24 protein-coding genes and 1 CRISPR repeat array are annotated in these 23141 nt (G+C 41.5%); of the genes, 14 read left to right on the top strand and 10 right to left on the bottom strand.

Annotation, left to right across the window (positions count from 1 at the left end; all coding sequences use genetic code 11):
• Positions 1-194: 194 nt before the first annotated feature.
• Both ACFFAP_RS19325 and ACFFAP_RS19320 read left to right on the top strand, forming a co-directional pair.
• A complete protein-coding gene (locus ACFFAP_RS19325; RefSeq protein WP_012407782.1) occupies positions 195-374 on the top strand; it encodes a chlorophyll a/b-binding protein in 180 nt (59 codons plus the stop codon).
• Positions 375-549: 175 nt separating this feature from the next.
• Positions 550-873, top strand: coding sequence for a hypothetical protein (locus tag ACFFAP_RS19320; RefSeq protein WP_375512717.1), 324 nt, complete (start codon positions 550-552; stop codon positions 871-873).
• 254 nt (positions 874-1127) lie between these two features.
• A CRISPR array of direct repeats spans positions 1128-2237; the repeat unit is 37 nt; unit sequence ATTGCAATTACCTAAAATCCCTATTAGGGATTGAAAC.
• A 779-nt stretch (positions 2238-3016) separates the two neighbouring features.
• On the opposite strand, the gene ACFFAP_RS19315 is transcribed toward ACFFAP_RS19320, so the two are convergent.
• Together ACFFAP_RS19315 and ACFFAP_RS19310 are read right to left on the bottom strand one after the other, a co-directional pair.
• On the bottom strand, positions 3017-3280 hold the full coding sequence (locus tag ACFFAP_RS19315; RefSeq protein WP_375512716.1) for a hypothetical protein: 264 nt from the start codon (positions 3278-3280) through the stop codon (positions 3017-3019).
• A gap of 216 nt (positions 3281-3496) precedes the next feature.
• On the bottom strand, positions 3497-3658 hold the full coding sequence (locus ACFFAP_RS19310; protein WP_375512715.1) for a hypothetical protein: 162 nt from the start codon (positions 3656-3658) through the stop codon (positions 3497-3499).
• A 37-nt stretch (positions 3659-3695) separates the two neighbouring features.
• Between ACFFAP_RS19310 and ACFFAP_RS19305 the strand changes: the two genes are divergently transcribed.
• The gene (locus ACFFAP_RS19305) at positions 3696-4337 is read left to right on the top strand and encodes a glutathione S-transferase family protein (RefSeq protein WP_375512718.1); all 642 of its coding nucleotides are present in this window, start codon (positions 3696-3698) and stop codon (positions 4335-4337) included.
• Positions 4338-4516: 179 nt separating this feature from the next.
• On the opposite strand, the gene ACFFAP_RS19300 is transcribed toward ACFFAP_RS19305, so the two are convergent.
• Positions 4517-5548, bottom strand: coding sequence for a VOC family protein (locus ACFFAP_RS19300; RefSeq protein WP_375512714.1), 1032 nt, complete (start codon positions 5546-5548; stop codon positions 4517-4519).
• Positions 5549-5801: 253 nt separating this feature from the next.
• Here ACFFAP_RS19300 and ACFFAP_RS19295 point away from each other — a divergent pair, with 253 nt between their 5' ends.
• Genes ACFFAP_RS19295 through ACFFAP_RS19280 form a run of 4 tightly spaced genes read left to right on the top strand, consistent with a single transcriptional unit; the run spans position 5802 to position 10916 of the window.
• Positions 5802-6425, top strand: a complete 624-nt coding sequence (locus tag ACFFAP_RS19295) for a DUF3859 domain-containing protein (RefSeq protein WP_375512713.1) — start codon at positions 5802-5804, stop codon at positions 6423-6425.
• 5 nt (positions 6426-6430) lie between these two features.
• Complete coding sequence (locus ACFFAP_RS19290; protein ID WP_375512712.1) at positions 6431-8233, top strand: asparagine synthetase B family protein; 1803 nt, start codon at positions 6431-6433, stop codon at positions 8231-8233.
• Entirely contained in the window at positions 8221-9621 is a 1401-nt protein-coding gene (locus ACFFAP_RS19285; RefSeq protein ID WP_375512711.1) for a diaminopimelate decarboxylase family protein, read from the top strand. The genes ACFFAP_RS19290 and ACFFAP_RS19285 overlap by 13 nt, the downstream gene beginning before the upstream one ends.
• 29 nt (positions 9622-9650) lie before the next feature.
• Positions 9651-10916: a hypothetical protein gene (locus tag ACFFAP_RS19280; RefSeq protein ID WP_375512710.1), complete on the top strand. Its 1266-nt coding sequence runs from the start codon at positions 9651-9653 to the stop codon at positions 10914-10916.
• 205 nt (positions 10917-11121) lie between these two features.
• Here the strand turns inward: ACFFAP_RS19280 and ACFFAP_RS19275 are convergent, their stop codons facing one another.
• Positions 11122-11742 carry an rRNA large subunit pseudouridine synthase E gene (locus tag ACFFAP_RS19275; RefSeq protein ID WP_375512709.1) on the bottom strand — a complete coding sequence of 207 codons (621 nt, stop codon included), beginning with the start codon at positions 11740-11742 and terminating at the stop codon, positions 11122-11124.
• Positions 11743-12022: 280 nt separating this feature from the next.
• On the opposite strand from ACFFAP_RS19275, the gene ACFFAP_RS19270 reads away from it, so the two are divergent.
• On the top strand, positions 12023-12205 hold the full coding sequence (locus ACFFAP_RS19270) for a hypothetical protein (protein WP_375512708.1): 183 nt from the start codon (positions 12023-12025) through the stop codon (positions 12203-12205).
• 149 nt (positions 12206-12354) lie between these two features.
• A complete protein-coding gene (locus ACFFAP_RS19265; RefSeq protein WP_375512707.1) occupies positions 12355-13053 on the top strand; it encodes a pentapeptide repeat-containing protein in 699 nt (232 codons plus the stop codon).
• Between the two features lie 82 nt (positions 13054-13135).
• Here ACFFAP_RS19265 and ACFFAP_RS19260 read toward each other — a convergent pair whose 3' ends face one another.
• The 4 genes from ACFFAP_RS19260 to ACFFAP_RS19245 form a co-directional block, all read right to left on the bottom strand.
• A complete protein-coding gene (locus ACFFAP_RS19260) occupies positions 13136-14116 on the bottom strand; it encodes an aldo/keto reductase (RefSeq protein ID WP_375512706.1) in 981 nt (326 codons plus the stop codon).
• 205 nt (positions 14117-14321) lie between these two features.
• The gene (locus tag ACFFAP_RS19255; protein ID WP_375512705.1) at positions 14322-15023 is read right to left on the bottom strand and encodes a PEP-CTERM sorting domain-containing protein; all 702 of its coding nucleotides are present in this window, start codon (positions 15021-15023) and stop codon (positions 14322-14324) included.
• A gap of 535 nt (positions 15024-15558) precedes the next feature.
• Positions 15559-16074: a hypothetical protein gene (locus tag ACFFAP_RS19250; RefSeq protein ID WP_375512704.1), complete on the bottom strand. Its 516-nt coding sequence runs from the start codon at positions 16072-16074 to the stop codon at positions 15559-15561.
• A gap of 90 nt (positions 16075-16164) precedes the next feature.
• Positions 16165-16464, bottom strand: a complete 300-nt coding sequence (locus ACFFAP_RS19245; protein WP_229461975.1) for an RNA-binding protein — start codon at positions 16462-16464, stop codon at positions 16165-16167.
• Between the two features lie 398 nt (positions 16465-16862).
• On the opposite strand from ACFFAP_RS19245, the gene ilvA reads away from it, so the two are divergent.
• A complete protein-coding gene (gene ilvA, locus ACFFAP_RS19240; RefSeq protein ID WP_375512703.1) occupies positions 16863-18374 on the top strand; it encodes a threonine ammonia-lyase, biosynthetic in 1512 nt (503 codons plus the stop codon).
• 128 nt (positions 18375-18502) lie between these two features.
• Here ilvA and ACFFAP_RS19235 read toward each other — a convergent pair whose 3' ends face one another.
• Both ACFFAP_RS19235 and ACFFAP_RS19230 read right to left on the bottom strand, forming a co-directional pair.
• Positions 18503-19543, bottom strand: coding sequence for a hypothetical protein (locus ACFFAP_RS19235; protein ID WP_375512702.1), 1041 nt, complete (start codon positions 19541-19543; stop codon positions 18503-18505).
• A gap of 10 nt (positions 19544-19553) precedes the next feature.
• On the bottom strand, positions 19554-19799 hold the full coding sequence (locus ACFFAP_RS19230) for a hypothetical protein (RefSeq protein ID WP_334940898.1): 246 nt from the start codon (positions 19797-19799) through the stop codon (positions 19554-19556).
• Between the two features lie 922 nt (positions 19800-20721).
• Here ACFFAP_RS19230 and ACFFAP_RS19225 point away from each other — a divergent pair.
• The 4 genes from ACFFAP_RS19225 (at position 20722) to ACFFAP_RS19210 (ending at position 23085) form a co-directional block, all read left to right on the top strand.
• Entirely contained in the window at positions 20722-22170 is a 1449-nt protein-coding gene (locus ACFFAP_RS19225; protein WP_375512701.1) for an alpha/beta fold hydrolase, read from the top strand.
• Positions 22171-22245: 75 nt separating this feature from the next.
• On the top strand, positions 22246-22545 hold the full coding sequence (locus tag ACFFAP_RS19220) for a transposase (RefSeq protein ID WP_375512700.1): 300 nt from the start codon (positions 22246-22248) through the stop codon (positions 22543-22545).
• Positions 22449-22775, top strand: a complete 327-nt coding sequence (locus ACFFAP_RS19215; RefSeq protein WP_375512699.1) for a transposase — start codon at positions 22449-22451, stop codon at positions 22773-22775. The genes ACFFAP_RS19220 and ACFFAP_RS19215 overlap by 97 nt, the downstream gene beginning before the upstream one ends.
• 10 nt (positions 22776-22785) lie before the next feature.
• A complete protein-coding gene (locus ACFFAP_RS19210) occupies positions 22786-23085 on the top strand; it encodes an IS5/IS1182 family transposase (protein WP_375512698.1) in 300 nt (99 codons plus the stop codon).
• The last annotated feature ends 56 nt before the right edge of the window (positions 23086-23141 follow it).

Genomic DNA, 23141 nt, shown 5'->3' with positions numbered 1-23141 from the left:
CGCACTCAAAAATATGCCGCACCTTATTATTGGGCAGCTTTTACTCTTCAAGGTGAATGGAAATGAAACAATGTCGAGCAGATTTTTCTTCAGCTTTTCTTTATCAACTCAATGTTGCATCTTTTTAAACATCTGTTACATTACTTTACAGACAGTTACAACTGCTACAAAACTTGAACTTTGGAGTTTTACTGATGACAGGTTTTAAGAATCCTGCGCCTATCGTTTCAGAAGATCCTAATGCTGTGCGTTTTGGCTTCACTCCTCAGAGTGAAAACTGGAACGGTCGTCTTGCGATGATTGGTTTTCTATCTGCCATTTTGATTGAAGCTTTTTCTGGTCAAGGCTTACTCCATTTCTGGGGCATCCTCTAAATTGATGAGAGTTAAGGGTAGCACATCTGTGCTATCCTTAACCGTCAGTCCACGCAAGTAATTCGTTTCTAACCTATGGTGGTTGTTGGAATTGGTGCAAAATATCAAATTTTTCCGGATCAGCCAAAATATAAGTGAATAATTACTTTACATTGAATATGTATAGTTAAAACTCATGGATATACCCCAACGCGTATCAGTCCGCTACAAAGACGCGTCCTTCAACAGTAATGAAATCCGTTTGAGAACTTTTCGGCTTGGGTTACAAATATGGGAAGAACAAACCAAACCTAGAAAAACAGAGCTTTATCAGTTTATATCGTCTTGCTTGAAACAAGTTGACCGCCAAGATCGTTTTATGTTTTCTCTGCTGTTCATAGAATTAACAGACCTCATACGCAATTCTTCGCTGGAAAGGGGAACGAAAGAAGTTTTGATTAAAACAGCTTTTAGGGAGTTTGCTTGTGCCATAACAGACTTTGAAGACGCTGCCAAGTAAGGTTGGTCAGCTAACCTAATCAAGTAGGATATTTATAAGTAAGCAGCTTTTCCATCAGATTAGTTTTTTCGCTGAATGCGCGGATGGGTAGGTGTTCGGGAAGGAGTGACTACAAAAATGGCTGAATTGCCCTATATGCAAGAACTTGAGAGTGTTAGCATTTCTAAACCATCCGCGCACCTTATGGAGACTAGTTTTCAGCCATTTGCCTCTAGCCAAATCACAACTCCTCGTGTTATGATTTTTGCATTCGCATTGCAATTACCTAAAATCCCTATTAGGGATTGAAACATTTTCAAAGAAACTGTTAACCAAACTGGTGGTTTTACATTGCAATTACCTAAAATCCCTATTAGGGATTGAAACTTTGAAAGGATTTGGATCACGTTAGTTGCTGCAAAATTGCAATTACCTAAAATCCCTATTAGGGATTGAAACAAATGACGCCCCACGGAACTTGAGAAGATATATCCAATTGCAATTACCTAAAATCCCTATTAGGGATTGAAACTTTCAAAGTTAGTGTGCCCGACGACACGGGCGAATTGCAATTACCTAAAATCCCTATTAGGGATTGAAACAGAAACATGGTGGAGACTCAAGTAGTCCACGAAATTGCAATTACCTAAAATCCCTATTAGGGATTGAAACAAAAAAGCTTTAGAGCAAAGTTATAATTTTGAGGAAAATTGCAATTACCTAAAATCCCTATTAGGGATTGAAACAGGGGATCTTTTGTCGATGCGGTACGTACCGTTAGATTGCAATTACCTAAAATCCCTATTAGGGATTGAAACTGAAAACTTCTTGCATGTAGGTGTAGGCTGCCTTGATTGCAATTACCTAAAATCCCTATTAGGGATTGAAACTTATACCTACTTCTTTATTGTTTTTCGATACACGATTGCAATTACCTAAAATCCCTATTAGGGATTGAAACAAACCTTTGGACAGGTGACAAAACCGGAGTGTATATTGCAATTACCTAAAATCCCTATTAGGGATTGAAACAAACCTTTGGACAGGTGACAAAACCGGAGTGTATATTGCAATTACCTAAAATCCCTATTAGGGATTGAAACTGGAATAGGAACAACAACGTTAACGTAACTCCCTATTGCAATTACCTAAAATCCCTATTAGGGATTGAAACAGAAATATCGGTAATAGCATTGCCCTGTGGATCTTATTGCAATTACCTAAAATCCCTATTAGGGATTGAAACGACGATATTGCCCTATTGACACCAGCAGAGTAATTGCAATTACCTAAAATCCCTATTAGGGATTGAAACGCGACTGGGTTAGGCAAAGCTTTTACAGTTATCATTGCAATTACCTAAAATCCCTATTAGGGATTGAAACTCGGTGTATATTGGTGCTAATCCATTCTCAAATTCGTTGCGACAAGTTTGGCGCTCACGCCAAGATATCCTTGAGCATCTGGCCCAACGCAAGGTATTGTAGAATCTCTTCACAAGCAACTCAACAAATTGTCGTAAATAGACCATGCTGTAGGGGCACAGCATTGCTGTGCCCCTACGAAAGATGTGGTTTTTAAACTAATTTATATTTGGTATTTCTTGTCAATGCGTAATATCAAGTTCGGGTGATTACTTCTAATAAAATCTATTAATGTAGGTTGGGTTGTAGCAAGATTCCCCTAAGGGTACGGCAGTGAAACCCTCACCGCTTTGGGTCTACATGAATTGCCCCTACCGTAAAATCAGGGCTTCGGCTATTGTTTACGTAAGTCCTAATTATAAGTGTTTAACCGAACCTGATATAAGTATACCTGGCAAAGACTACCAAATGTAGAAAGTATTGTGCCTGACTATGATGCTGGAGAGCGATCGCACAAAGCTTGAACGCGAAGGCTTGAACAAAAAAAAGCGATACCTGTGACGGGCAACTCTACCAGACGCTACACGATCGCATCCTATCAACAAAGTAAAATCCCCACACTTGAGGCAGGGACTACAGGCTTACTCTAAGCAGCTATTAATACAAGGTTAACTAAGTACAGATTTTCATTAATTCGTAGCGAATTAAATTTGGCAATACCCTGCAATACCAATGCGTCGGGTGACAATGCTAATGCGTTCCCCTGCATTAAAAACGCTACGCTTTTATGCAAAACTGTACTAAGATATTTTCGGTTGCTGCCATAGGATGAGTTTCAATTCAGAGCAGTAGCAACCCTCACCACTCATTTCTGCTTCGTGGTCAGCTAGCCAATCATAAATTTGTGTAGCTTTTGCTAATGCCACTTTTTCTGATCGATAAAGCTGAGGAGTTGGGCAGTAGGCTTGGCCATTGATGTGTATAGCTGCAATCTGCCAATAATCGCTCTCTGGTACAACTTCTAAAAACCCGTTACTGTAAGGCTGGATTATTCCTATATTCATCTACAACCATCAAACTTTAAAATGAAGACCATAACAAAGTCGATACCAGCCAATTCTTCAAAGTCAAAGCTGGAATCACCAGGGAATGCAGTCGCAACCCCTGCTAATGATTGTGGGTTCGTAGTCAATGAAAATCTGAATGATTAGTCACTTTTTGGCTTGATTCCGTTATTGGCAGCAATAAGGCTAAATTACCAAAAAATTGGGTCTATTGCCTCACCCTAAAGAATTCAAGCGAGTCAAAATTGTCATTCGGGCGATCGCCACTTGATTGCTTAATGTATGGAAACTGCCAATAGCTTGATCTACACTAATATCCAAAACAAACCACCAGATAGATAAAGAGTGGGGGAACTGATGATAGGTTGAGATGAGCAAAAGCTCCTATCAACTCGATTGTGAAAAAGTATCTATTATGATCGTTGTCCATCATCTCAACAACTCGCGATCGCAGCGTGTGCTGTGGCTGCTTGAAGAATTAGGTATTGAATACGAGATTAAGTTCTACGAACGCGATGAAAAAACGATGCTGGCTCCAACATCGCTGCGCGAAGTCCATCCGCTCGGCAAGTCACCAGTAATCACAGATGCAGAAGAGACTGTTGCTGAGTCGGGCGCTATCATCGAATACATAGTGAGTCGCTACGGCAATGGTCGGCTAATCCCGCCATCCGGTACTAAGGAGCGTCTGCGCTACACATATTGGCTGCATTACGCTGAAGGCTCCGCAATGCCGCCTCTAGTGATGAACCTCGTCTTCAACCGTTTTGGTGTAGGAGACAGCAGCGTAAACGAAGCATTTATCGCACCCCAGATCAAGCTTCACTTTGACTACATAGAAAGTGAACTTCATAAGAGTACATGGTTTGTAGGCGAAGAATTTACTGCCGCCGATATCCAAATGAGCTTTCCTCTGGAAATAGTCGCTATGGAAGCTGAACTGATCTCAAGCCGACCAAAGATTAAGCAATTTATCGAGCGCATCCATGCACGGCCTGCTTACGAACGTGCCCTTGAACGTGGAGGCAAATACGACTTCGCCACCAGCATTCAATAATTCTCCAACAGTTCTTGATTTGGGAGAAACGTTATAGTTCAATACGCTTGGGTTAAGTCAGAAAAATAAATTTGCGTAGGTTGGGTTGAGGAACGAAACCCAACATTTTTAGGCATTTGTTGGGTTTCACTTCGTTTAACCCAACCTACAATTATCTTGATTTGGGGGAGACGTTATAGTTAATTACCTTCTAGCAAAGTCCAGAAGTAGCCATCTGGCGCAACGAAGGAAAAACTCGTCTCGCCAAACTCATTACTAATGATATCTGTAACTTTTTGTACAGTACTTGCTTTAATGCGATCGCAATACTCCTGTATTCCCTTTACCCGATAGGTATATAAAGACATACCCAAGCTACCTGGTTGGGCTGCCTCAAAGCGCGATTCTAAATTCATCTCTTCTGGGAATCGAATGATGTAAAGTCTACCACTGCGTGCGGCCATCAGGTCAGACCTAGAAGAACGGGGATCATCAAAGGTCGTGACAATAAACTTTTCACCAGGGTTAAGGTCAAAAATATCTTTACCTGCTGGTGAAGATTCATAGCTAGTTTCAACATCATCACGCACACGCAGCAAACCCAAAACTTCTTCATAAAACTTCAGCGTTTCTTTGCTGTCATCTTGAACGATGATTCCCATGTGGGTAAACTGACTAGTCTTGAGTGCAGCATTCTGGTTAACTTGTCCGTAATCCGGTAGTGTATAGCCAAACCGTTGAAATAAAACCTGTCGAGCTAAGGGTTGCAGTAGCAGCATTTCTCGCACACCAACTGCTGGCTCAATAAAAGGACGGCTTTTCCTCTCTTTGTTGTAGATGACTTCCCAATAAGGGTTAGTGTACCTAATAGGCAAACCAGCCGCTTTTGCATCCTCTATATGATTTAAGATACTTAAAACATCTGCCGTTAAGCTTGTCGCCCAGCGATTTCCTTTAATTTTCATTGACGCTGTTCCCAAACCTTCATGGGTGGGGTTTTGCCAAACCATCAGCCTAATCAAACCATGATCTGCATTTTGGTGGTAGAGGCGGATTGAGCGTAAAGAGGAATTCACACCATATAATTGATTGGCTACATCTGCGGTTAATTCACCCATTTCACCAATGCGATAGCCAAATTGCTCCCAATACTGAATTGCCGAAATTGGCTCTGGGATACCGATACAGACTTCATAGATACCTTCAATTGCCGTTTGTTGTTCTTGAGTCATATCAATTTTAGATTTTAGACTTCGGCTACGCTCAGTCGAACGATTTTAGACTTCGGCTACGCTCAGTCGAACGATTTTAGATTGGTTCAAAATAAATAAAGCTTTCGGAAAGATATCTCAGAAAGAATCCGAAAAGCAACAACTTTATTTTGTAGCTTATGATGTACCTAAAAAAGTGAGATGTCTAATATAGATTTTTTTGATCGCACGTAATCAGCGATCGCCATAAAGTTTTTTTAATAGGAGTTAAGCTATGACGCAGCGACTGACTCAAGAACAATTATCACAAATAGTCACAGAAGTAGAAGGTCTACAAGTGCGTCGGGAAGCGGAATTAGACCAACAGCAGATTAGAGAAATTTTACAGGAGTTAAATTTACCGCCAGGGTTACTGGATGAAGCGCTGATTCAGTTAAATCGCCGCCAAGCACTGGAAATACAGCAACGCCGGAATCGATGGATTACCTCTGGAGTGGTGGCAGTTGTAGTGGTTGCCATTGCATCTACAATATTTTTCATGCAGCAACAGAATTCTACACTTTCTCGTGTTTCTGCTCAACAAGACCGCATCACCTTGGTGCAAAATAGTGGCGGTGACTTGAAGACAGTTTCCCGTCAAACCAATCCAGAAGTTTCTTACCGTGTCACTTTAAAGGATGCACCCTTGGGTAAAAAGCTGGCTCTCTCTTGTAATTGGATTGACCCAAGTGGTCAAATTGTCAAGCAAAACAACTATCAAACCCGCGAAATTAATACCTCTGTCTGGGATACCCAGTGTCGCTACACTATTAATCCGGCTGCAACTGTTGGCAATTGGAAGGTGCAGATGTTTCTGGAAGGTCGGCTCCTTAGCGATGAAACCTTTGAAGTGAAATAGTCTAGATGGGCAACATCCCGCATCACTTTCTTGGTTATTGGGGTTACGGCGCTCAACAGGAGTTGGAAGCGCTGTTAAATAGTGTTCTAGAAAACCTCTCTCCAAACCTCTCCCCTTCAAGGGGAGAGGCTTTGAATTTTCCCTCAACCCTTGTAGGGTTGGGGGTTAGGGGGTTAGGTCTGAAAATCTGGAATGTTGTTTACATAGGACTTAATGGAAATTCGCCACCGCAACAAAATCAAGTTGCTGCTATCTCGGCATCAGGATTATTAACTTCACCCGATGCTTGGGTGAGTCTCCAGGAAAACAACTGCCTAATTTTGGGTAGAGAACCTTTCGGAAAGATGCCTTTGTATTGGACTGTGCAAGGACAAGTGATCTGGTTTGCATCCCAACTGCAACTACTTTTACCGATTTTGCAACAGTCAGAAGTTAGCATTTCTGGGTTATATGGCTATAGCTGTTTTTCTTACGTTCCAACACCTTTAACCCCTGTTAATGGAGTGTTTGCAATTCCGGCGGGAACTGAATTAGTTTGGCAGAGTGATTGTCAATCAGGTATTCTGCAAACGCCTAAATCTAAGAACATCCATTCGTGGCGGGAAGCGCCAAAACAGTTAACAGATGAAGCTACAGCAATTTACCAATTGCAAACTCTCCTGAAAGACTCGATTGAGCGACAGATTGCCGATTTAAAAGATGAGCCTGTTGGGGTGTTTCTCTCTGGCGGACTCGATTCTTCAGTGGTGGCGGCGCTGCTGGTACAAGCAGGGGTGAAAGTCCGCGCCTATACTTTAGATTTTGGTGACGCAGGCATTCCAGAATATCCATACTCTGAACAAGTCGCCGAGTTTCTCAAAATTCCGCTACTTAAAGTTGCAGTAACCCCAAGTTCGATCAAAAATGCCCTAATTCCTGCTGTGCAAGCATTGGATTTGCCCTTTGGAGATGGGGTGTGTGTTCCGTTGTATCTCCTATCTCAGAGGGCGAGTCAGGAAACTCAGGTAATTTTTAACGGCGAAGGTGGAGATCAATTATTTGCTGGTTGGACGAATAAACCTTTAATTGCCGCAGGTGTTTATCAAGCAGAAAATCCCGCCGGACAGGAAACTTTTATCCAGCAATATCTCCGCACCTTTCACCGTCTTGGGGGATACGAATCTCAAGTTTATCAGCCAGAGGTCTATGCACAGATCCAAAATTTGCATCCCGAAGATTGGCTGTTGGCGGCTCTCGATCGCAATGAGTGTCCATCTTTGCTGCATCGCCTCCGTCGTGCCAGTTTGATGCTCAAAGGGGCACAGAATATCCATCCCCGTGCGACTGCATTGGGGTTAGCTCATGGATTATGGGTGCGATCGCCTTTTTGTGACTTACCTTTAGCTGAGTGGACATTTTGCCTATCTGGAGAACTCTGTTTGCAGGGAGCCTGTGAAAAATATATCCTCAAGCGGGCTGTAGAAAATTGGCTCCCACCGGAAATTGTCTGGCGACAAAAGCGGGGTATGGGGGTTCCCTTAACTTCTTGGTGTTTAAATGATTTTTGGCATCAGCTGGGCATCTGGCTCAATCCTGAGATCCTTCGCGCTAACAATCACTTTTATCCTGACATCGCAGCACAAATCCTTGAAGGCAAACTAGGAGCAGCTATTCAAGGCCGTCGGATTGGTGAGACTCTCTGGTTACTTATTATGTGGCAACTTTGGCGATCGCATGTTTTAAATGAAAAACTAAGTAAACATTCCTGGGATCATCCCTTTTGGTTACCTCGTTGGCTATGGAGGAGTTATAAGCGATGGCAAGGTTAGATAAAACAAATATCAGTACAGACGCGATTAATCGCGTCTGTACAGGAGTTAAGAGTGAAAAAATAATGGGAGCATCCCCCCCATTCACCAAAGAACTTGCTCAGGAGTTACTGAATAACTACGGTTCTCCGCTTTATGTTTATAATGGCGATCGCTTGGGCGAAACTATTGAGCGCATTACCAAAGCAGTCAGCTATCCGCGCACGCAATTTCACTTTGCCAGTGTTACCAATGGCAACATTGCGCTGTTAAAAATTTTTCGCTCATTTGGATGGGGACTTCACGCCAATACCCCAGGAGATATTTACCTGGGATTGCAAGCTGGTTTCGATCCTAGTGAGATTGTTTATAGCGGCAGTAATTTGAATCGGGCACAGATGCTACAAGTCTTGAATTGGGGAGTTACAACTCTCAATTTTGATAGTCTAGCTCAGTTGCAGTTGTGCTGCGAAGTTTTGCCCAAAGGCAGAGAGAAATATATTCGCCTGGGTTTACGCCTCAATTTGCCAGAAATTACGGGAGATAGCCGAATTGGTGTGCGTCCTGAAGAATTTGGTGATGCGATCGCTTTAACTGGTGAGGTTGGATTAAAGCTGAGTGGTTTACACTTCTATCGAGGGACTGGAACTAATGCCACAACCGCTTTTACCCAGGTGATTGACACGGTAATTGCCACAGCACAACAGTTACCAGATTGGGAATATTTAGATTTTGGTGGTGGTTTTGGCTACCCGTATCATCACAATAAAACAGCCTTTGACTGGGAAATATTTGGGGCTGAGTTAACCGAGAAAATTACTCGTTTAGGGCGGGAAATTGATTTGGTGATTGAACCGGGACGATCTGCGATCGCTGGATGTGCTACCTTGCTTGCTCAAGTTGTTTCAGTGAAATGGCAAGGAGAAAAACAGATTGTCGGAGTTGATACCACCGTTGCTAATCTTTCAGTACCCTCAGTACACGGTGGCTACCGAGAAATCATCACTTGGAAGCAAGCAAACAAATCCCCCACTCCCCACTCCTGTACAGACGCGATTAATCGCATCTCTTGTACAGACGCGATTAATCGCGTCTCCCTATTCAAAACTGATATTTGTGGAAACACCACCTATTCACGAGATTACCTGGGGAAAAATTGCCAACTTCCATTGCTAGAAATTGGTGATATCGTTGCCATTCTAGATGTCGGTGCTTATGGTTATGCCATGTCGTCTCACTTTTTACACCGCCCCAAACCTGCGGAAGTCTTGCTAGAAAATTGCACACATCGGCTGATTCGTCAACGAGAAGACTACAGTGTTCTGCTAACAAATCAGGTACTTGATAGTTCCCCCCAATTTATCGGGGGGTTAGGGGGGATAAAGTCTGATCTGAACCGTATTGACTAACAATTAATAACTAACATCAAACTACCATTATGAAGTGTATTAATTGCGGAACTGACAATAAATTAAAAGACCGAACAGCTAATCAAGGTCGGTGTATCAAATGCAATCATCCCTTTGCTTTTGAACCGACTAGTACGAGTAATGTTAAGATTACTGATCCTTTTTTTGCAAAGGCGATCGCTGAAATTTCTGCAAATAACACCTTGTTTTTTACACCCAAACAACTGCTTTATTTTCTAGATCATCGTCTCCGGGCTAAATCATTTTCAGGATTTCTCTGGTTGGTTCCATTTATAATATTTAGCTTTTTTACAGCCATTCCTAGTTCTTTTATAGTCCCGTTAATTTTAAATTTTATTGTTATTATAATATTTTTACAATCTAGTAAGTCTAGCAAGCTCAATAACAAAGCTCGCCAGGCAAATGCCAGGGCTTTACAAATTCTAGGAGGAATCATTATTGTTGGAGGAATTTTATTTAGCATCAGTGTGAATTCATTTGCTCTATTTGTTATTTTCGTTAGTATGGGGATGCTATCGATATACTTAGGAACTCGACAGATAGGTAGAATCGGATTAGTAACGCAGGAATTGTTGTTTTCACAATCTCAAATTAAAGATTGGCTAGACCGTTGGCAACAAATCAATGGTTTAATTCTCAAAATTCTTCCTTCTCCAAAGCAGGAAAATACACTGTCCACGGTTAATCCTGATGTGACTGCTTACAGTTTTGATAGATTAGTCGTTTGTGATAGTGCTAGTATTGCTCAACTATTAATCGCTAATAATTTTCACTTTGAAAACAACTGTGCAATTCTCAGCATTACTGGATATCCGCAAAGCATTTTTGACACCACAATGCAAATGCTGCGCCGAAACCCCGATTTGAAAGTCTATGCAGTGCATGATTGCAATTCACGAGGAATTGGTTTAGTTCATAATTTAAGAACCAATGCTAATTGGTTTCTCAATAGTGAGATTGTAATTCTTGATATCGGACTAACGCCACGTCAAATTATCGCTACTAAACGCGGAATGTTCATTCAATCCTCTCCAGAGTCGGCGCAAGCAGCTAAACAATTGCCTGAAGAAGTTCGTCAAAGTTTATCTGTTGAAGAATTAGCATGGTTGGAATCTGGAAAGGTTGTGGAATTAGAGTCTTTTACTCCCCAAAGAATAATTAAAGTTCTGCAAAAGGGTATTGCTGGCAGTCGAAATTTAGAAAGTGATGACAGTAGCTTGCTTTTAGTGGGCGATACGGGAAATGATATATATATTGTTCAAAGTTTTGGTTGATATAGCCAGTGCATCCCAAATGTGCAAAATGCCCCTCATAGCAATTTTAAAAATAATTGCGACAGATGGACAGATAAAACCCAGATACACTAAGCGGTTTCCAATCCAAAATCGTTCGACTGAGCGTAGCCGAAGTCTAAAATATAAAATTCAAAATGGTATCAGATTGGAAGTCGCTGGCTCACAATAGAAAGTCTACTTATTGTTATAGAGCATTCGCCTTTGAAGGAAAACTTTTGGATTTACTGAAATTATGCAGAAATTGGAGTTCAGATGTGGTAAGGTCGCGCCATTGACCCAATTGTAGATCATCTAATTGTAGGTGGGCTATGCTAACCCTAACCAGTCGCAAAGTCGGAAACCCTACAGCCGCAGTCATACGCCGTACTTGGCGGTTTTTTCCCTCTGTCAAAGTCATTTCCAGCCAAGCTGTCGGTACATTTTTGCGAAATCTAATTGGCGGAGTGCGCTCAGGTAGTTGTGGCTCTTGTGGTAATAGCCTAACTTCTGCTGCTTGAGTGCGATAATCTTGAATTTCCACACCTGTTTGCAACCTTTTTATAGCATCAGCATCTGGAATTCGCTCTACCTGTACCCAGTAAGTACGTTTATGACCAAAACGCGGATGGGCGAGGCGATGTTGCAATTGCCCATCGTTCGTTAACAGCAGCAACCCTTCACTATCCCAGTCTAAGCGTCCCACAGGATACACATCAGGTACATCAATATAATCTTTCAGGGTGCTATGTGTGGGAGCATCTTTTGTAAACTGGCACAGAACGCCATAGGGTTTGTAAAAAATAATATATCGGTAATGATTTGTCATTTGTCATTTGTCATTGGGGATACTTCCAAGTTGAAGCAAGAAGAAAAAGTTAGCAATTGTTAGCACTGTCACTTCAACTTTTTCTTAAAAGAGAAATGGAAAGATTTGATGGCAGTATGTTAAACTCTGCCAGTTGAACAGATAACTTTTAGCAAAGTTCGTTAAGCACGAACAATTTAGGTCGGTTGTTACACACACCAGTCTGATTGTGATTAGTCATAATGTAGTGTAGTAGTGCAATATATTGCACTGTTACAAAAGCTAAATACAGAGGTAAACTATGTTTCCTTTTTGGGGTAATGCCTGTTATGGAAGCGAACCCATTTCGCACAAAGCTAGCTTAGAGCGGAAATTAAGATTCTTAATTTGGATGCGAGATGATTTAGAGTCCAAACTTGCTGGCATTAATGCTTCTATTGATACCATTAGGCGGCAAATAGAACGCTCAGACTCAGCTGCTTAGAACTTAGTTCTTGCAGAGTTTGTACTTAATCTGATTGTAACTCCTTTGTGACTGGGCGCTGTAAATGGGCTGCATCAGTGTTGTAGGTCTTTGTGCAGCGCTCTGTCATGAACTGGCGTACAAAACTTAACGCGGCAAAACTTATACAAATGAAAAATATTATCTCCATTGGTTGGAATAGCTGGTTAAAACAGCACAAAGAATCTATTTTACTATTTGACTCAATTGCTGCCGCTAGTGAGATTGCCTTTGTGCTTAACGGTCAGTGGGATGGCTGCAATGGTGTAATAATAACTAAATGTGATGAGGTAGCTGTTAATACTGCTACCAAACTATTAGAAGCTACATGGTGTTATCAAGGCGCATCAAAAGCTGTTTTACACAGAGTAGCAACTGATGAAATTTTACGCCGTTATGCAATGGGAGAAAGAAATTTTATTAATGCTAATTTGAGGTGTGCAGTAATTGCATCGGCGAAACTGAGTGAAATTAATCTAAGTTATGCAAAGTTGAGTTGGGCAGACCTAAGTCAAGCCAATCTAAGTAAAGCTAATTTAACAGCAGCAGACCTAAGTGAAGCTAATTTAAGTGGAGCTAACTTGAGTAAGGCATACCTAATGAGGGCAAACCTAAAGGGGGCAGACCTACAACTAGCAGATATGAGGGGGGCTAACCTAAGTAGTGCTAACTTAAATGAAGTTAACCTAACTGATGCAGATTTAACAGGAGCTAATCTATCGCTAGCTGACCTCAGAGGCGCAAATTTTAACTTCTGCAATTTGAGTGGGGCTAACCTAACAGGTGCCAAGTTAATTGAAAGTGACTTGGCTTTTGCTAAACATAATTAATATCATGTCCGCTTGATTACTTATTAAACCCGAAGAACCCCAAAGTACATTACTTAATCTAGTTTGATTTATTCTCACCGACTTACTTAGTTTGAAAGATATTTTGTACCATTTTTTTGTCTGCATTCACTGCCGCCCTATCCAACTCTGCAATCTCATTGGCGTCTAATTGCCAACCCAATGCACCAATATTCTCCTTCGCTTGTTCAACGCTCTTTGCTCCAGGGATGGGAATGGTTCCTTTACAGATGCACCAATTAATTGCTACCTGAGACATAGTTTTGTTTCTAGACTGTGCCACCTCTTGTAAACATGCCAAAAGCGATCGCATTCCTGGTAATATCTGCCTAAACAGCAGACCTCGGATGCCTTTGGGCAAAGGGCCTTGCTCAGAATATTTTCCTGTCAGTAGTCCCAAAGCTAGAGGGCTGTAGGCAATCAGTTTAATTCCCAACTCATCACAAAGGTCTTTGAGCTTTAGTTGGGTGACAGGATATGTAGACAACAAAGAGTATTGAACTTGCAGAGTAGTAATAGAGACGCCTCGTTCAGCAAACTTTTTCTGCACTTGCTTAAGCCGTTTAGGCCCATAATTGGATAGTCCCACTCCTTTGACTAGTCCTTGCTCATACAGATCGGTAAGACCATCCAGCAGCCCTCCCTCTTGCCAAGGAGCATAGTTTGCTGTAGACCAGTGCATCTGTACCAAATCTACGTTTCTTCCCAGGCGTTGGGCAGATGACTTGCAAGCCTTTATCATCGATTGACGTGTCCATCTCCACGGGTAAGCAGCAAGCTTAGTCGCAATACAAATATTTTCTTTGCCTGAACCTACATATTGTTGGCTGAATCGTCCCAGAAGTAACTCACTTCGACCATTCAATCTCCCAGTTCCGTAAGAATCACCTGTATCAAATAAAGTCACACTGTTGCTTACACAAAGGTTAAACACCGCTTGCAATTGGTCATCCATACTTTCGTTATATCCCCAAAGCAGTTGGTTGCCCCAGGCCCAAGTCCCGCAGCCCATACTTGGGAGGGAGAGTTTTTGGAGAGTTTGCATCTTTGCTCTCTGTAGATTGCTTTATTAATTATCAGGCATAAGGTATGGGATTCCCGCCGATTTTCGTTGAATTTTGAATTGCTAATTTTTGCGTCTTCACTTTTTTTGATGATATCAAAATTAAAATCCAGCATTTTTTACTGGGTTTTATATCTTAAAATGAGAAGGATATTGTTATTTTTTAAAACGATGTGAAGAGATTATTTTAAACTAACTTTGATTTCCGTTTCAGAAATGAACCAGCACTCACAACACCGAACGCTAACAAGCCCAAGATTGCAGTAGGTTCAGGAACACTAGCTAGCTTGTAACTATGGTTATCAGTTTCAAATGCAAGACCAGTTGAACTGAAAACTACTTTATCAAAAGTCTCTCCTTTACTAGTATCTGCTAACAAATTAACATAGACATTATTTGTAGGACTAGTCTGATTACCATCAGCTGAAGCGCCTGGAACAGATTTGCCACTAAATGTTGCTATTAGATTACTTCCGCTATAGACCGAAACATAGTTATATGCGTCTATAGACCCCCAGTAGAAGCCAAAGTAATCAATAGGATTAGCAAAGGTAATAGTTTCATCACCACTTCCTGGAATATTCTGAAGACCTGAGGGCGCAACTGTTAGGTAATAGCTGTTATTACCCAAGGGTGTAGCATATTGATTAGTTATATCCCCTTTGACAATTCCATTGCTTCCAGAGTAAGTAGCAAATCCTTTTGGATCAGTTGCTGTCCCTGAATTGAAGTCGATCGTTGTAGTTTCTGGAGTATTAGTCTTTTGACCTTCTCCTGGAACAGATGTGGAATTTCCTATAGTTAGGCTAACAGCGCCAGCAGGGTTAGCACTCATGAAAAAAACTGCTGTTCCAACTAAGGCTAATGATAGTTTTTGGAGAGTAGACATTGATTTATTTACCTACGCATTTGATATGCATAGCTTGGCATCTCAAGTTGGAAATTGTGTAGTACTTAGAAATCATTTTTACACAAAAAATGTATTAAGTGCATCAATTTTAAGATAGGAACAAGCTATTGAAATTTAAAAGTTTTTAGATTTAATGCTGTGCAACTGGCATCTTTACATTTTTATTATTTATTCATAAAGAATGTGAAGATAATTCAGAAAATATCTGAATATATATAAAACTGATATTTTATTTGTTAAATACACGTAGGGGAGGCAGTCGTGTGGGCGGGTTTCCCGACTTGAGCGAACTGACGTTGTGTTAGACGAAAGTACGGCACCGTAAGAGTATTTTTGTACGTTACGGACTCCGTACTAATGCACCTTACATATACTTAGATTTTTTTACGCAATCAAATAGGATTGCTGTATATGTAGAATATATAGGCAAATATTAAAGTTGTAAGATTTTTCATTATGGTAGACAAATGGTAGACGTTCAAATTTAGGTTCTACCATTTTTTATGCATGCAGATTATATTTCGGATAAGTCTATTGTGGAATTTGCAAGCAGCCAAGCTTTTTGAGTCCATGCGTTATTAAATAACCCGACTTCTGGCACTTCTAATTCAAATGAATGGGGTGGTGATTGTAGCAATAAGGGCGAACTTTTGTCATGGGACTCAACTAAATTAACTATCCAGGGAAGAAAGTCTAAAATTTCTTTTGGTAGTACAGTTAACTCAAAGTCCCACATCAAATTAAGACCTCGGCAGACTTGTCCTTTTTTGAACGTCGTGATTCTACCAGCACTCTTGTTAATAGCCAGTCGAAGAATGAATGGGCGCAATGGGACAAATTCATCAGGTGCTGTATAAGCGTATACATTTAGATAGTTCAGTCTTTGCCTATGATCCATCCAAGATGCGATCGGTGAATTACTACTATAAGATGTACCAGTTATGCTCACCGGTATATTCATAGCAGTAGCAAAGTTAGAGTAGAACTCACGCCTTAGTTCGCTAACAATATGTTTAGCTTCTGGGTTCATTGGTAAATACTCCAGTCAACCAAAGCACAAAAAAAGGCAGACGCCTTGTCTGCCCTCAAGACTTTAGAGTTAAATTCTTAGTTTTAAACCTTAATAGCGGCGAGAGGAACCACCATCACCTCGTCTACCGCCTGAGGAACCTCCGTCTGTTTTGGGCTTGGCTTTATTAACTTTTAAGCTCCGACCCATCCACTCAGCAGTATCAAGGGCCTCAATCGCTGCTGTTTCTTGTGCGTCTGATTCCATTTCTACAAAGCCAAAACCTCTCATCCGGCCTGTTTCTCGGTCAATAGGCAATTGAACATTTTTTACCGTTCCGTATTCTGCAAAGACGTGCCGGAGGTCATCTTCTTTAACCTCATAAGATAGGTTACCGACGTAAATTGACATAGAATGTCTCCAGAATCAGGGGGTGTAGAGATTTAGATCCGGAGAGGTCTGTAATACAAGTATATATAAAAACAAACTATACAGCCGAATTTAATCTTTAATGCATACCTTAACATAAATTGAGAAGTTATGTTCATAAGCAACATTATAGTTATCTGTTGATCTAAATACTCGGACAGTTAGCGAAACTCGTTTAAAATAAATTTACCAGCGATCGCACTGAATTTAAGGTCACTAAAAAAATTCAATTACTGAACTGATTTCTCTTCAAACAGTATTAGTAATTTTTAAATTTTATTCACTCAAAATTTTGAGGGTGTGTAATTAAATAAAACCAGTGCGATCGCTTGTAACGTAAAATTAGTTTCCATCCGGCATTTGCTAACACCTTGACGCCCATGTTTTGCGACTACCTCATCCAAATCCTGACTGCCCGTGTGTACGATGTTGCCCAGGAAACACCACTGGAGTATGCCCCAAATTTGTCTGCGCGGCTGAATAATCAACTGCTGCTGAAACGTGAGGATATGCAGTCAGTATTTTCTTTTAAACTGCGTGGTGCTTATAACAAAATGGTGCAGCTACCACCAGATATATTGGCACAGGGTGTAATCGCAGCATCTGCGGGAAACCATGCTCAAGGAGTCGCCCTTGCAGCCAATCGCTTGGGAACCAAAGCGATTATCGTCATGCCAGTAACCACACCCCAAGTCAAGGTGGACGCGGTTAGAATGAGGGGTGGAGCAGTCGTGTTACATGGAAACACCTACGACGATGCTTATAGCTATGCCCGTGAATTAGAAATAGAAAAAGGTTTGACCTTTATTCATCCTTTCGATGATCCTGATGTCATTGCTGGACAGGGAACAATCGGGATGGAAATTTTACGACAATATCAGCAACCCATCCATGCTATTTTTGTCGCAATTGGAGGGGGCGGATTAATTTCTGGGATTGGGGCTTATGTAAAACGCTTGCGTCCCGAAATCAAGATTATTGGGGTTGAACCAGTAGATGCTGATGCGATGTCTCAGTCGCTAAAAGCCGGACATCGCGTGCGCTTGTCTCAAGTGGGGTTATTTGCTGATGGGGTAGCGGTGCGAGAAGTAGGTGAAGAAACCTTCCGTTTGTGTCAGCAGTATGTAGATGAAATCATTTTGGTGGGTACAGACGATACTTGTGCTGCAATTAAAGACGTGTTTGAGGATACGCGATCCATTTTAGAACCAGCTGGTGCATTGGCGATCGCAGCTGCCAAAGCCTACGCAGAACGAGAGCAAATCGAGGGACAAACCTTAATTGCTGTCGCCTGTGGTGCAAACATGAATTTTGATCGCCTCCGCTTTGTGGCAGAACGGGCAGAGTTCGGCGAACGTCGCGAAGCTATCTTTGCAGTCACAATTCCAGAGGAACGGGGAAGTATTCGCCAGTTTTGTGAATGTATTGGCAACCGTAATCTTACAGAGTTTAATTATCGCATTGCCGATGAAAAAACAGCCCATATTTTTGTCGGTGTGCAAATTCAAAATCGTGCCGATGCTGCAAAGATGGTAGAAACCTTTGAAGCTCAAGGATTTGAAACTCTTGATTTAACAGACGACGAACTAACTAAATTACATCTGCGGCACATGGTGGGTGGGCATTCTCTCCTGGCTCACAATGAATTGCTCTACCGTTTTGAGTTTCCCGAACGTCCCGGTGCATTGATGAAGTTTGTTACTTCCATGAGTCCCAATTGGAATATCAGTCTTTTTCACTACCGCAACAATGGGTCAGACTACGGACGAATCGTTGTTGGTATCCAGGTTCCCCCGTACGAGATGGAAGAGTGGCAAGCTTTTCTCGATAACCTGGGCTATCGCTATTGGGATGAAAACAAGAATCCGGCATACAAGCTGTTTTTGGGATAGGCAGATTGGGGGCTGGGGACTGGGGGAGAGCAGGGAGCAGGGAACAGGGAACAGACAATAGAAGGGCAGAGGGTCAAAGAGACAGCAAAAGAATAACAATTCCCAATCCCCAATCCCCAATCCCCAATCTAACGAGAATTACCCTCCAATATCATATTGGAGTCCCAAGTATAGAAGCCAATTTGGTTAGGAACCCTAGAGAATCTGCCTGTTCGATAGCCTCTAGATAATTCGTTCAGTACCTTATTTTTGACCTCTCGAAGTTGCTGAGAATCTAGTTCTCCATAAATTCCGGCGATGACTTCAGCAACGCTGAAAACTTGACCTGGATTTTCTTCAAACAGAGAGGTGAGGGCATCAATTAAGAATTGACCCTCAAAGGCTTTGAGCATCGGTACTGCTTTTGTCGGGGGTACAAAAGGCTTCTTGTTTTTGTTTTTGATGCTCCTAGAAGCACCATTGCGGTTACTTGGGGCTACCAAACTTAAATCCAGAGTATAACAACCTGGTTCATCAGGAATAGTTACCCAGTAATTCCTTTCTCTGCCTTGGGTGAGGGAAGATTGAACCCTACCTTTAACTACTTTGAATAGACTGGAATCTAACTCTCCATAAAGCGATCGCACGATAAAATCGATATGACACACAGTACCTATCTGCTCTTGCAATAGCTGTTTTATGGCTTCCATTCGGGAAAGAGCGTGCTGATACTGGGGTAGCATGGGGATTTCGGCTACCTTCGTTGAACTATCGTTGTTCTCTAGGGCGATCTTTGGATCTGGCGATGTAGTTGAAGGTTGACTCTCTTTTGTATCAACAGCAGCAGAAAAAGAATTATCGATCTCAACCAAGTCTTTGTCTGCAAGTTCTGACTGCACAGACTCCACCAAGTTGATTTCATCGATATCATCAAGAGGTGATAAAAACCGCACAGGGCCTTCTTGGGAAAGGTTTGAGGTTTCATCAGCCGCCGTCAGACTTGATATCTGATTGTTGGCATCAGAAAAAGACCAGTTAGATAATAACGCTTCTACATGATCCAGCTGCGATCGCGCCTGCACAAAGAGGCGTTCATACTCTTCTGCGAGACGAGCATAATAGTCTCGTAATTCCAACAGTGGTGAGACAAAGGTGCCAGGTGGTGGTTCTAATTGTCCATTTTGAGTCATAAGGCTTTAATTAATTTAAATTGATGTCACTTTTGTAAGACATTGCTCTGGGTTTTGCTTTGTGAGATGTTGGCTGGGATTTCTTAGGGGGTTGGGGAGGGCGACATCTCTCACAATATAAGGGTCGAGGCCCGAAAGTCTCACGTTTTGTCAGATCGTTACACTCTTTACAGACAAACTGGAAAACACGAGTATGAATCTGTCTTTTGTGCGCCCTGACAGTATATTCCCTAACATCAATGAATTTACTTGCCATAATCAGGATTGTGAATTGCTCTCGTATGAATGTCCTATCAATATAGCTATTCAAGCAAATCAAGCTGCATCAGTGTGTGTTTATGTAGAAATTTTATTCAAATTACTGAATTTGACACCTAGCATAAAGTCCAGATGAGGAACTTAATAGTTAGCTATTGACTATCCTCTCAGCATATAATTGGTGATGATCAAACACCACTACTATTTTTTAGGCGCAGGCAATTTTCATCGCCATCATCAGAGAAATTGGGGATGGGGAAGTGCAGGATTATTCACTTACACTGTTTATCAAATCAAGTTATCGCTAGTGTGTCTGCATTGGTAAGGTTTACGATATTCCCGGTCTTCAATCCATTTTTGAGGGCTAGTACCGCAAGGTGGAAGTCAAAAATTAAAAGTCAAAAGTCAAAAGTATTATGGAATCTGCTTTTTAGGGATTTTAATTGCTTGCTCAAATGTAATAGACTTGTGGCTGATATGCTTCCATTGTAGGGCGATCGCTTCTGATGGTCTACACCGACGTTGCGTAATTGAGGGATGAATTGAGGCGTTCTACTGTGTATTGGCCAATTCGATTATTACTTCATTATTTCAAGTATAGCGAAATACGTGTATTTTAGTGATTCATCCCGCATTTATGCAACGCCTATTTTTTTTAGTTTTTCAATTTTTCCGAAAAATAGCCATCTCATGTATTTGAGCTATGGCTCGTAAACAGTACAATTACACAATTACTCCCCCAATTACTCTTGGTATTGTCGCTTGCAAGCTCATAGGAGCTTCACTGTGAATATTCAAGTGATAGAAATTACCTGCCAAAAAGTTCACCCCCTGTTACAGGTGTTACACAGTCAAGCCAAACCTTAATCAGGAGTGTAAGCTAATGCAAAAAAAGCTAATGAAAGATATGGTAGTGTTAATTGCCTGGAATTTTGGGCAGCGTACTACAAAAAAACGGTTCAGATATCTGGAATATATCACTCCAAGTAGCCACCAGAGCAACTAGGGAGATATTTACTCGACGTTCGTTACTTGAAGAACTAATAATAATTGAAGACGATCCAGAAAGAGATTACTTGGACGATGGTATCAAAGCGACAGGTTTAATCCAAGATGCAACCTTAGTTCCTGGGTTTTTCAAGGTTGACGGTTACTTGTATTTAAGAAATCAGCTGATCAAAAATTTTCAAGTCACACTTGGTAAAATTGACTCTCATACCCCCGCTAACTTTTTTGAGTTTGCCTACGACTGGCGACGAGATAATAGAGTATCAGCCAGATTATTAAAGAAGCTGATTGATAAGAAATTACTCTTATGGCAAGAGACATATCCTGATGCTCAGGTAATTTTAATAGCTCATAGCATGGGAGGCTTAGTTTCCCGTTACTATCTAGAACATTTGGGCGGTAGAGAACACTGCAAGGCTTTAATTACTTTAAGCACCCCCCACCGTGGCTCTGTAAAAGCACTGAATTTTCTTGCTAATGGCTATCAAAAGCGACCACTACCAGCCTTAACGGATGTATTGCGTTCCTTCACCTCAGCATATCAGTTATTGCCAATGTACCCAGTAATGAAGAACCATGAAAATTGGCAGAGGGTAGCCGAAACAGATGGTATCTTGGGCGTAGACAAAGAACGAGCCACAGAAGCACGGGAATTTTTACAATTAATCAACGAGCCTAATAATCAAACGACCTATGAATTTAAACCCATAATTGGTGTAGGGCAGAAAAGCACTTTTCAATCAGCCAGCCTCACCAATGGTAAATTGGAAGTAAGCAACAGTACGCTACCACTAAATCCAAATACTCAAGAACCCCTCGATGCTAATTACGCGACTGGTGATGATACCGTACCCCTGTTGTCTGCAATACCAATTAAATTATCAAAGAAACTGCAAGATGTACCTTTAATAGAGTCTCATGGTGTACTGCAAAGCAACGTTCAGGTGTGGAATTTGCTTCAGTCTTACTTAATGCGACTGCAAAATAATATAGAGGACTTTCAAAACCCTCAAACTATTCAGTCAGGGACACAAACAGCAGGTATTAGTATTAGCGTTGATGACTTGTACCTCCCTGATGAAGAAGTAATAATGAGCGCTGAAATTATTAATGTGTCATCTGATATCTTAGAACACACAAGAAATTTTGAAGGATTAAGCGCTATTATTACCTTAGTTGATGCCAATGCACAACAGGAGAAAGTTATTGTCTCGTTGCAGCAAACACAAGATACCCAATACCAGTTAATTCTAAACCCTAACAAGCTTGCACCAGGATTGTATTGTTTGCAGGTGGAAACAAACAGGTCACACGACCAAGCACCAAAGGCTGTACATAATTTATTCCAAGTAATGGGATAACTAATATAGCCCTTCTCAGTTGAGTGCAATAGAACCCATTTGGGATCTCTGGCAATGAGCTAGAATCAAAAATAAATGCCGTATAGCAGCAGCTTAAGCGATAAAGAGTGGGAACTAATTAAGCCATTACTGCCAAAGAAGCAGAAAACCAGACCACCGCGATGGACAAAGCGCCAAATCCTGGATGGCATCTTCTACCAACTAAAAAATGGTTGTAACTGGTGTGATTTGCCGAAAGACTTGCCTCCCTACTTGACCGTTTTCTGGGATTACAAGCAGTGGCGTGTGGATGGGGTTCTAAAAGGGATAATGAGTGCGTTGCATTCACAGGTGCGGCAACAAGCCAAAAAAAACCGAAGTGGACAAGATTGCTGATCATCGACTCGCAAGCTGTGAAGAATACCTGCACTGCCAGCATTGAATCTAAAGGGTTCTGTCATTACAAATGCACCAATGGCATCAAACGACATCTCGCTGTTGATACGCTGGGAATACCATTTTTTACACATTGCACCAAAGCAAGTGTGACCGATGACCAAGGCTTAATCGAACTCTTGAGCCACAACAAAAGATTACTTTCGAGCCAAGCCTGTCAACATTCCTAAGATTACCATCTTGCTCGACCACGGCTATCACCCGAACACCATTAGCACCGAGAGAGCAACAACGCTATCCACAAGTCCTGACCAAGATAGAAGTCAACTTGCACCTAAGCCGACGAAAGCAGAAATTGCAGCCCAAGGCAAAGCAGGGTTTGTCCCAGTTGCAACACGATGGATCATTGAACGGTCGAATGCTTGGATGGAGCGGTGTAAGAGCCTAGTCAAAAACTTTGAGCGCACCTTAAGTCATGCGACAGCAAAACTCAATCTGTGTTTCATTCGACTGATGCTCAAGCGGTTGGCGAATGGATAGATCCCAAATGGGTTCTATAGTTGTAGCAGTTCCCAGCTTTGGATTGATAATTGTTG

This window comes from uncultured Nostoc sp., from assembly GCF_964245575.1.
Lineage (GTDB): Bacteria > Cyanobacteriota > Cyanobacteriia > Cyanobacteriales > Nostocaceae > Nostoc.
Note: the sequence above shows the minus strand (reverse complement) of the source record. Positions and strands in the feature narration are given on the sequence as shown.

Coding starts and splice junctions, on each gene's coding strand:
- ACFFAP_RS19325 (WP_012407782.1), top strand. CDS start 195: ATGACAGGTTTTAAGAATCCTGCGCCTATCGTTTCAGAAGATCCTAAT.
- ACFFAP_RS19320 (WP_375512717.1), top strand. CDS start 550: ATGGATATACCCCAACGCGTATCAGTCCGCTACAAAGACGCGTCCTTC.
- ACFFAP_RS19315 (WP_375512716.1), bottom strand. CDS start 3,280: ATGAATATAGGAATAATCCAGCCTTACAGTAACGGGTTTTTAGAAGTT.
- ACFFAP_RS19305 (WP_375512718.1), top strand. CDS start 3,696: ATGATCGTTGTCCATCATCTCAACAACTCGCGATCGCAGCGTGTGCTG.
- ACFFAP_RS19300 (WP_375512714.1), bottom strand. CDS start 5,548: ATGACTCAAGAACAACAAACGGCAATTGAAGGTATCTATGAAGTCTGT.
- ACFFAP_RS19295 (WP_375512713.1), top strand. CDS start 5,802: ATGACGCAGCGACTGACTCAAGAACAATTATCACAAATAGTCACAGAA.
- ACFFAP_RS19290 (WP_375512712.1), top strand. CDS start 6,431: ATGGGCAACATCCCGCATCACTTTCTTGGTTATTGGGGTTACGGCGCT.
- ACFFAP_RS19285 (WP_375512711.1), top strand. CDS start 8,221: ATGGCAAGGTTAGATAAAACAAATATCAGTACAGACGCGATTAATCGC.
- ACFFAP_RS19280 (WP_375512710.1), top strand. CDS start 9,651: ATGAAGTGTATTAATTGCGGAACTGACAATAAATTAAAAGACCGAACA.
- ACFFAP_RS19275 (WP_375512709.1), bottom strand. CDS start 11,742: ATGACAAATCATTACCGATATATTATTTTTTACAAACCCTATGGCGTT.
- ACFFAP_RS19270 (WP_375512708.1), top strand. CDS start 12,023: ATGTTTCCTTTTTGGGGTAATGCCTGTTATGGAAGCGAACCCATTTCG.
- ACFFAP_RS19265 (WP_375512707.1), top strand. CDS start 12,355: ATGAAAAATATTATCTCCATTGGTTGGAATAGCTGGTTAAAACAGCAC.
- ACFFAP_RS19260 (WP_375512706.1), bottom strand. CDS start 14,116: ATGCAAACTCTCCAAAAACTCTCCCTCCCAAGTATGGGCTGCGGGACT.
- ACFFAP_RS19255 (WP_375512705.1), bottom strand. CDS start 15,023: ATGTCTACTCTCCAAAAACTATCATTAGCCTTAGTTGGAACAGCAGTT.
- ACFFAP_RS19250 (WP_375512704.1), bottom strand. CDS start 16,074: ATGAACCCAGAAGCTAAACATATTGTTAGCGAACTAAGGCGTGAGTTC.
- ACFFAP_RS19245 (WP_229461975.1), bottom strand. CDS start 16,464: ATGTCAATTTACGTCGGTAACCTATCTTATGAGGTTAAAGAAGATGAC.
- ilvA (WP_375512703.1), top strand. CDS start 16,863: ATGTTTTGCGACTACCTCATCCAAATCCTGACTGCCCGTGTGTACGAT.
- ACFFAP_RS19235 (WP_375512702.1), bottom strand. CDS start 19,543: ATGACTCAAAATGGACAATTAGAACCACCACCTGGCACCTTTGTCTCA.
- ACFFAP_RS19230 (WP_334940898.1), bottom strand. CDS start 19,799: ATGGCAAGTAAATTCATTGATGTTAGGGAATATACTGTCAGGGCGCAC.
- ACFFAP_RS19220 (WP_375512700.1), top strand. CDS start 22,246: ATGCCGTATAGCAGCAGCTTAAGCGATAAAGAGTGGGAACTAATTAAG.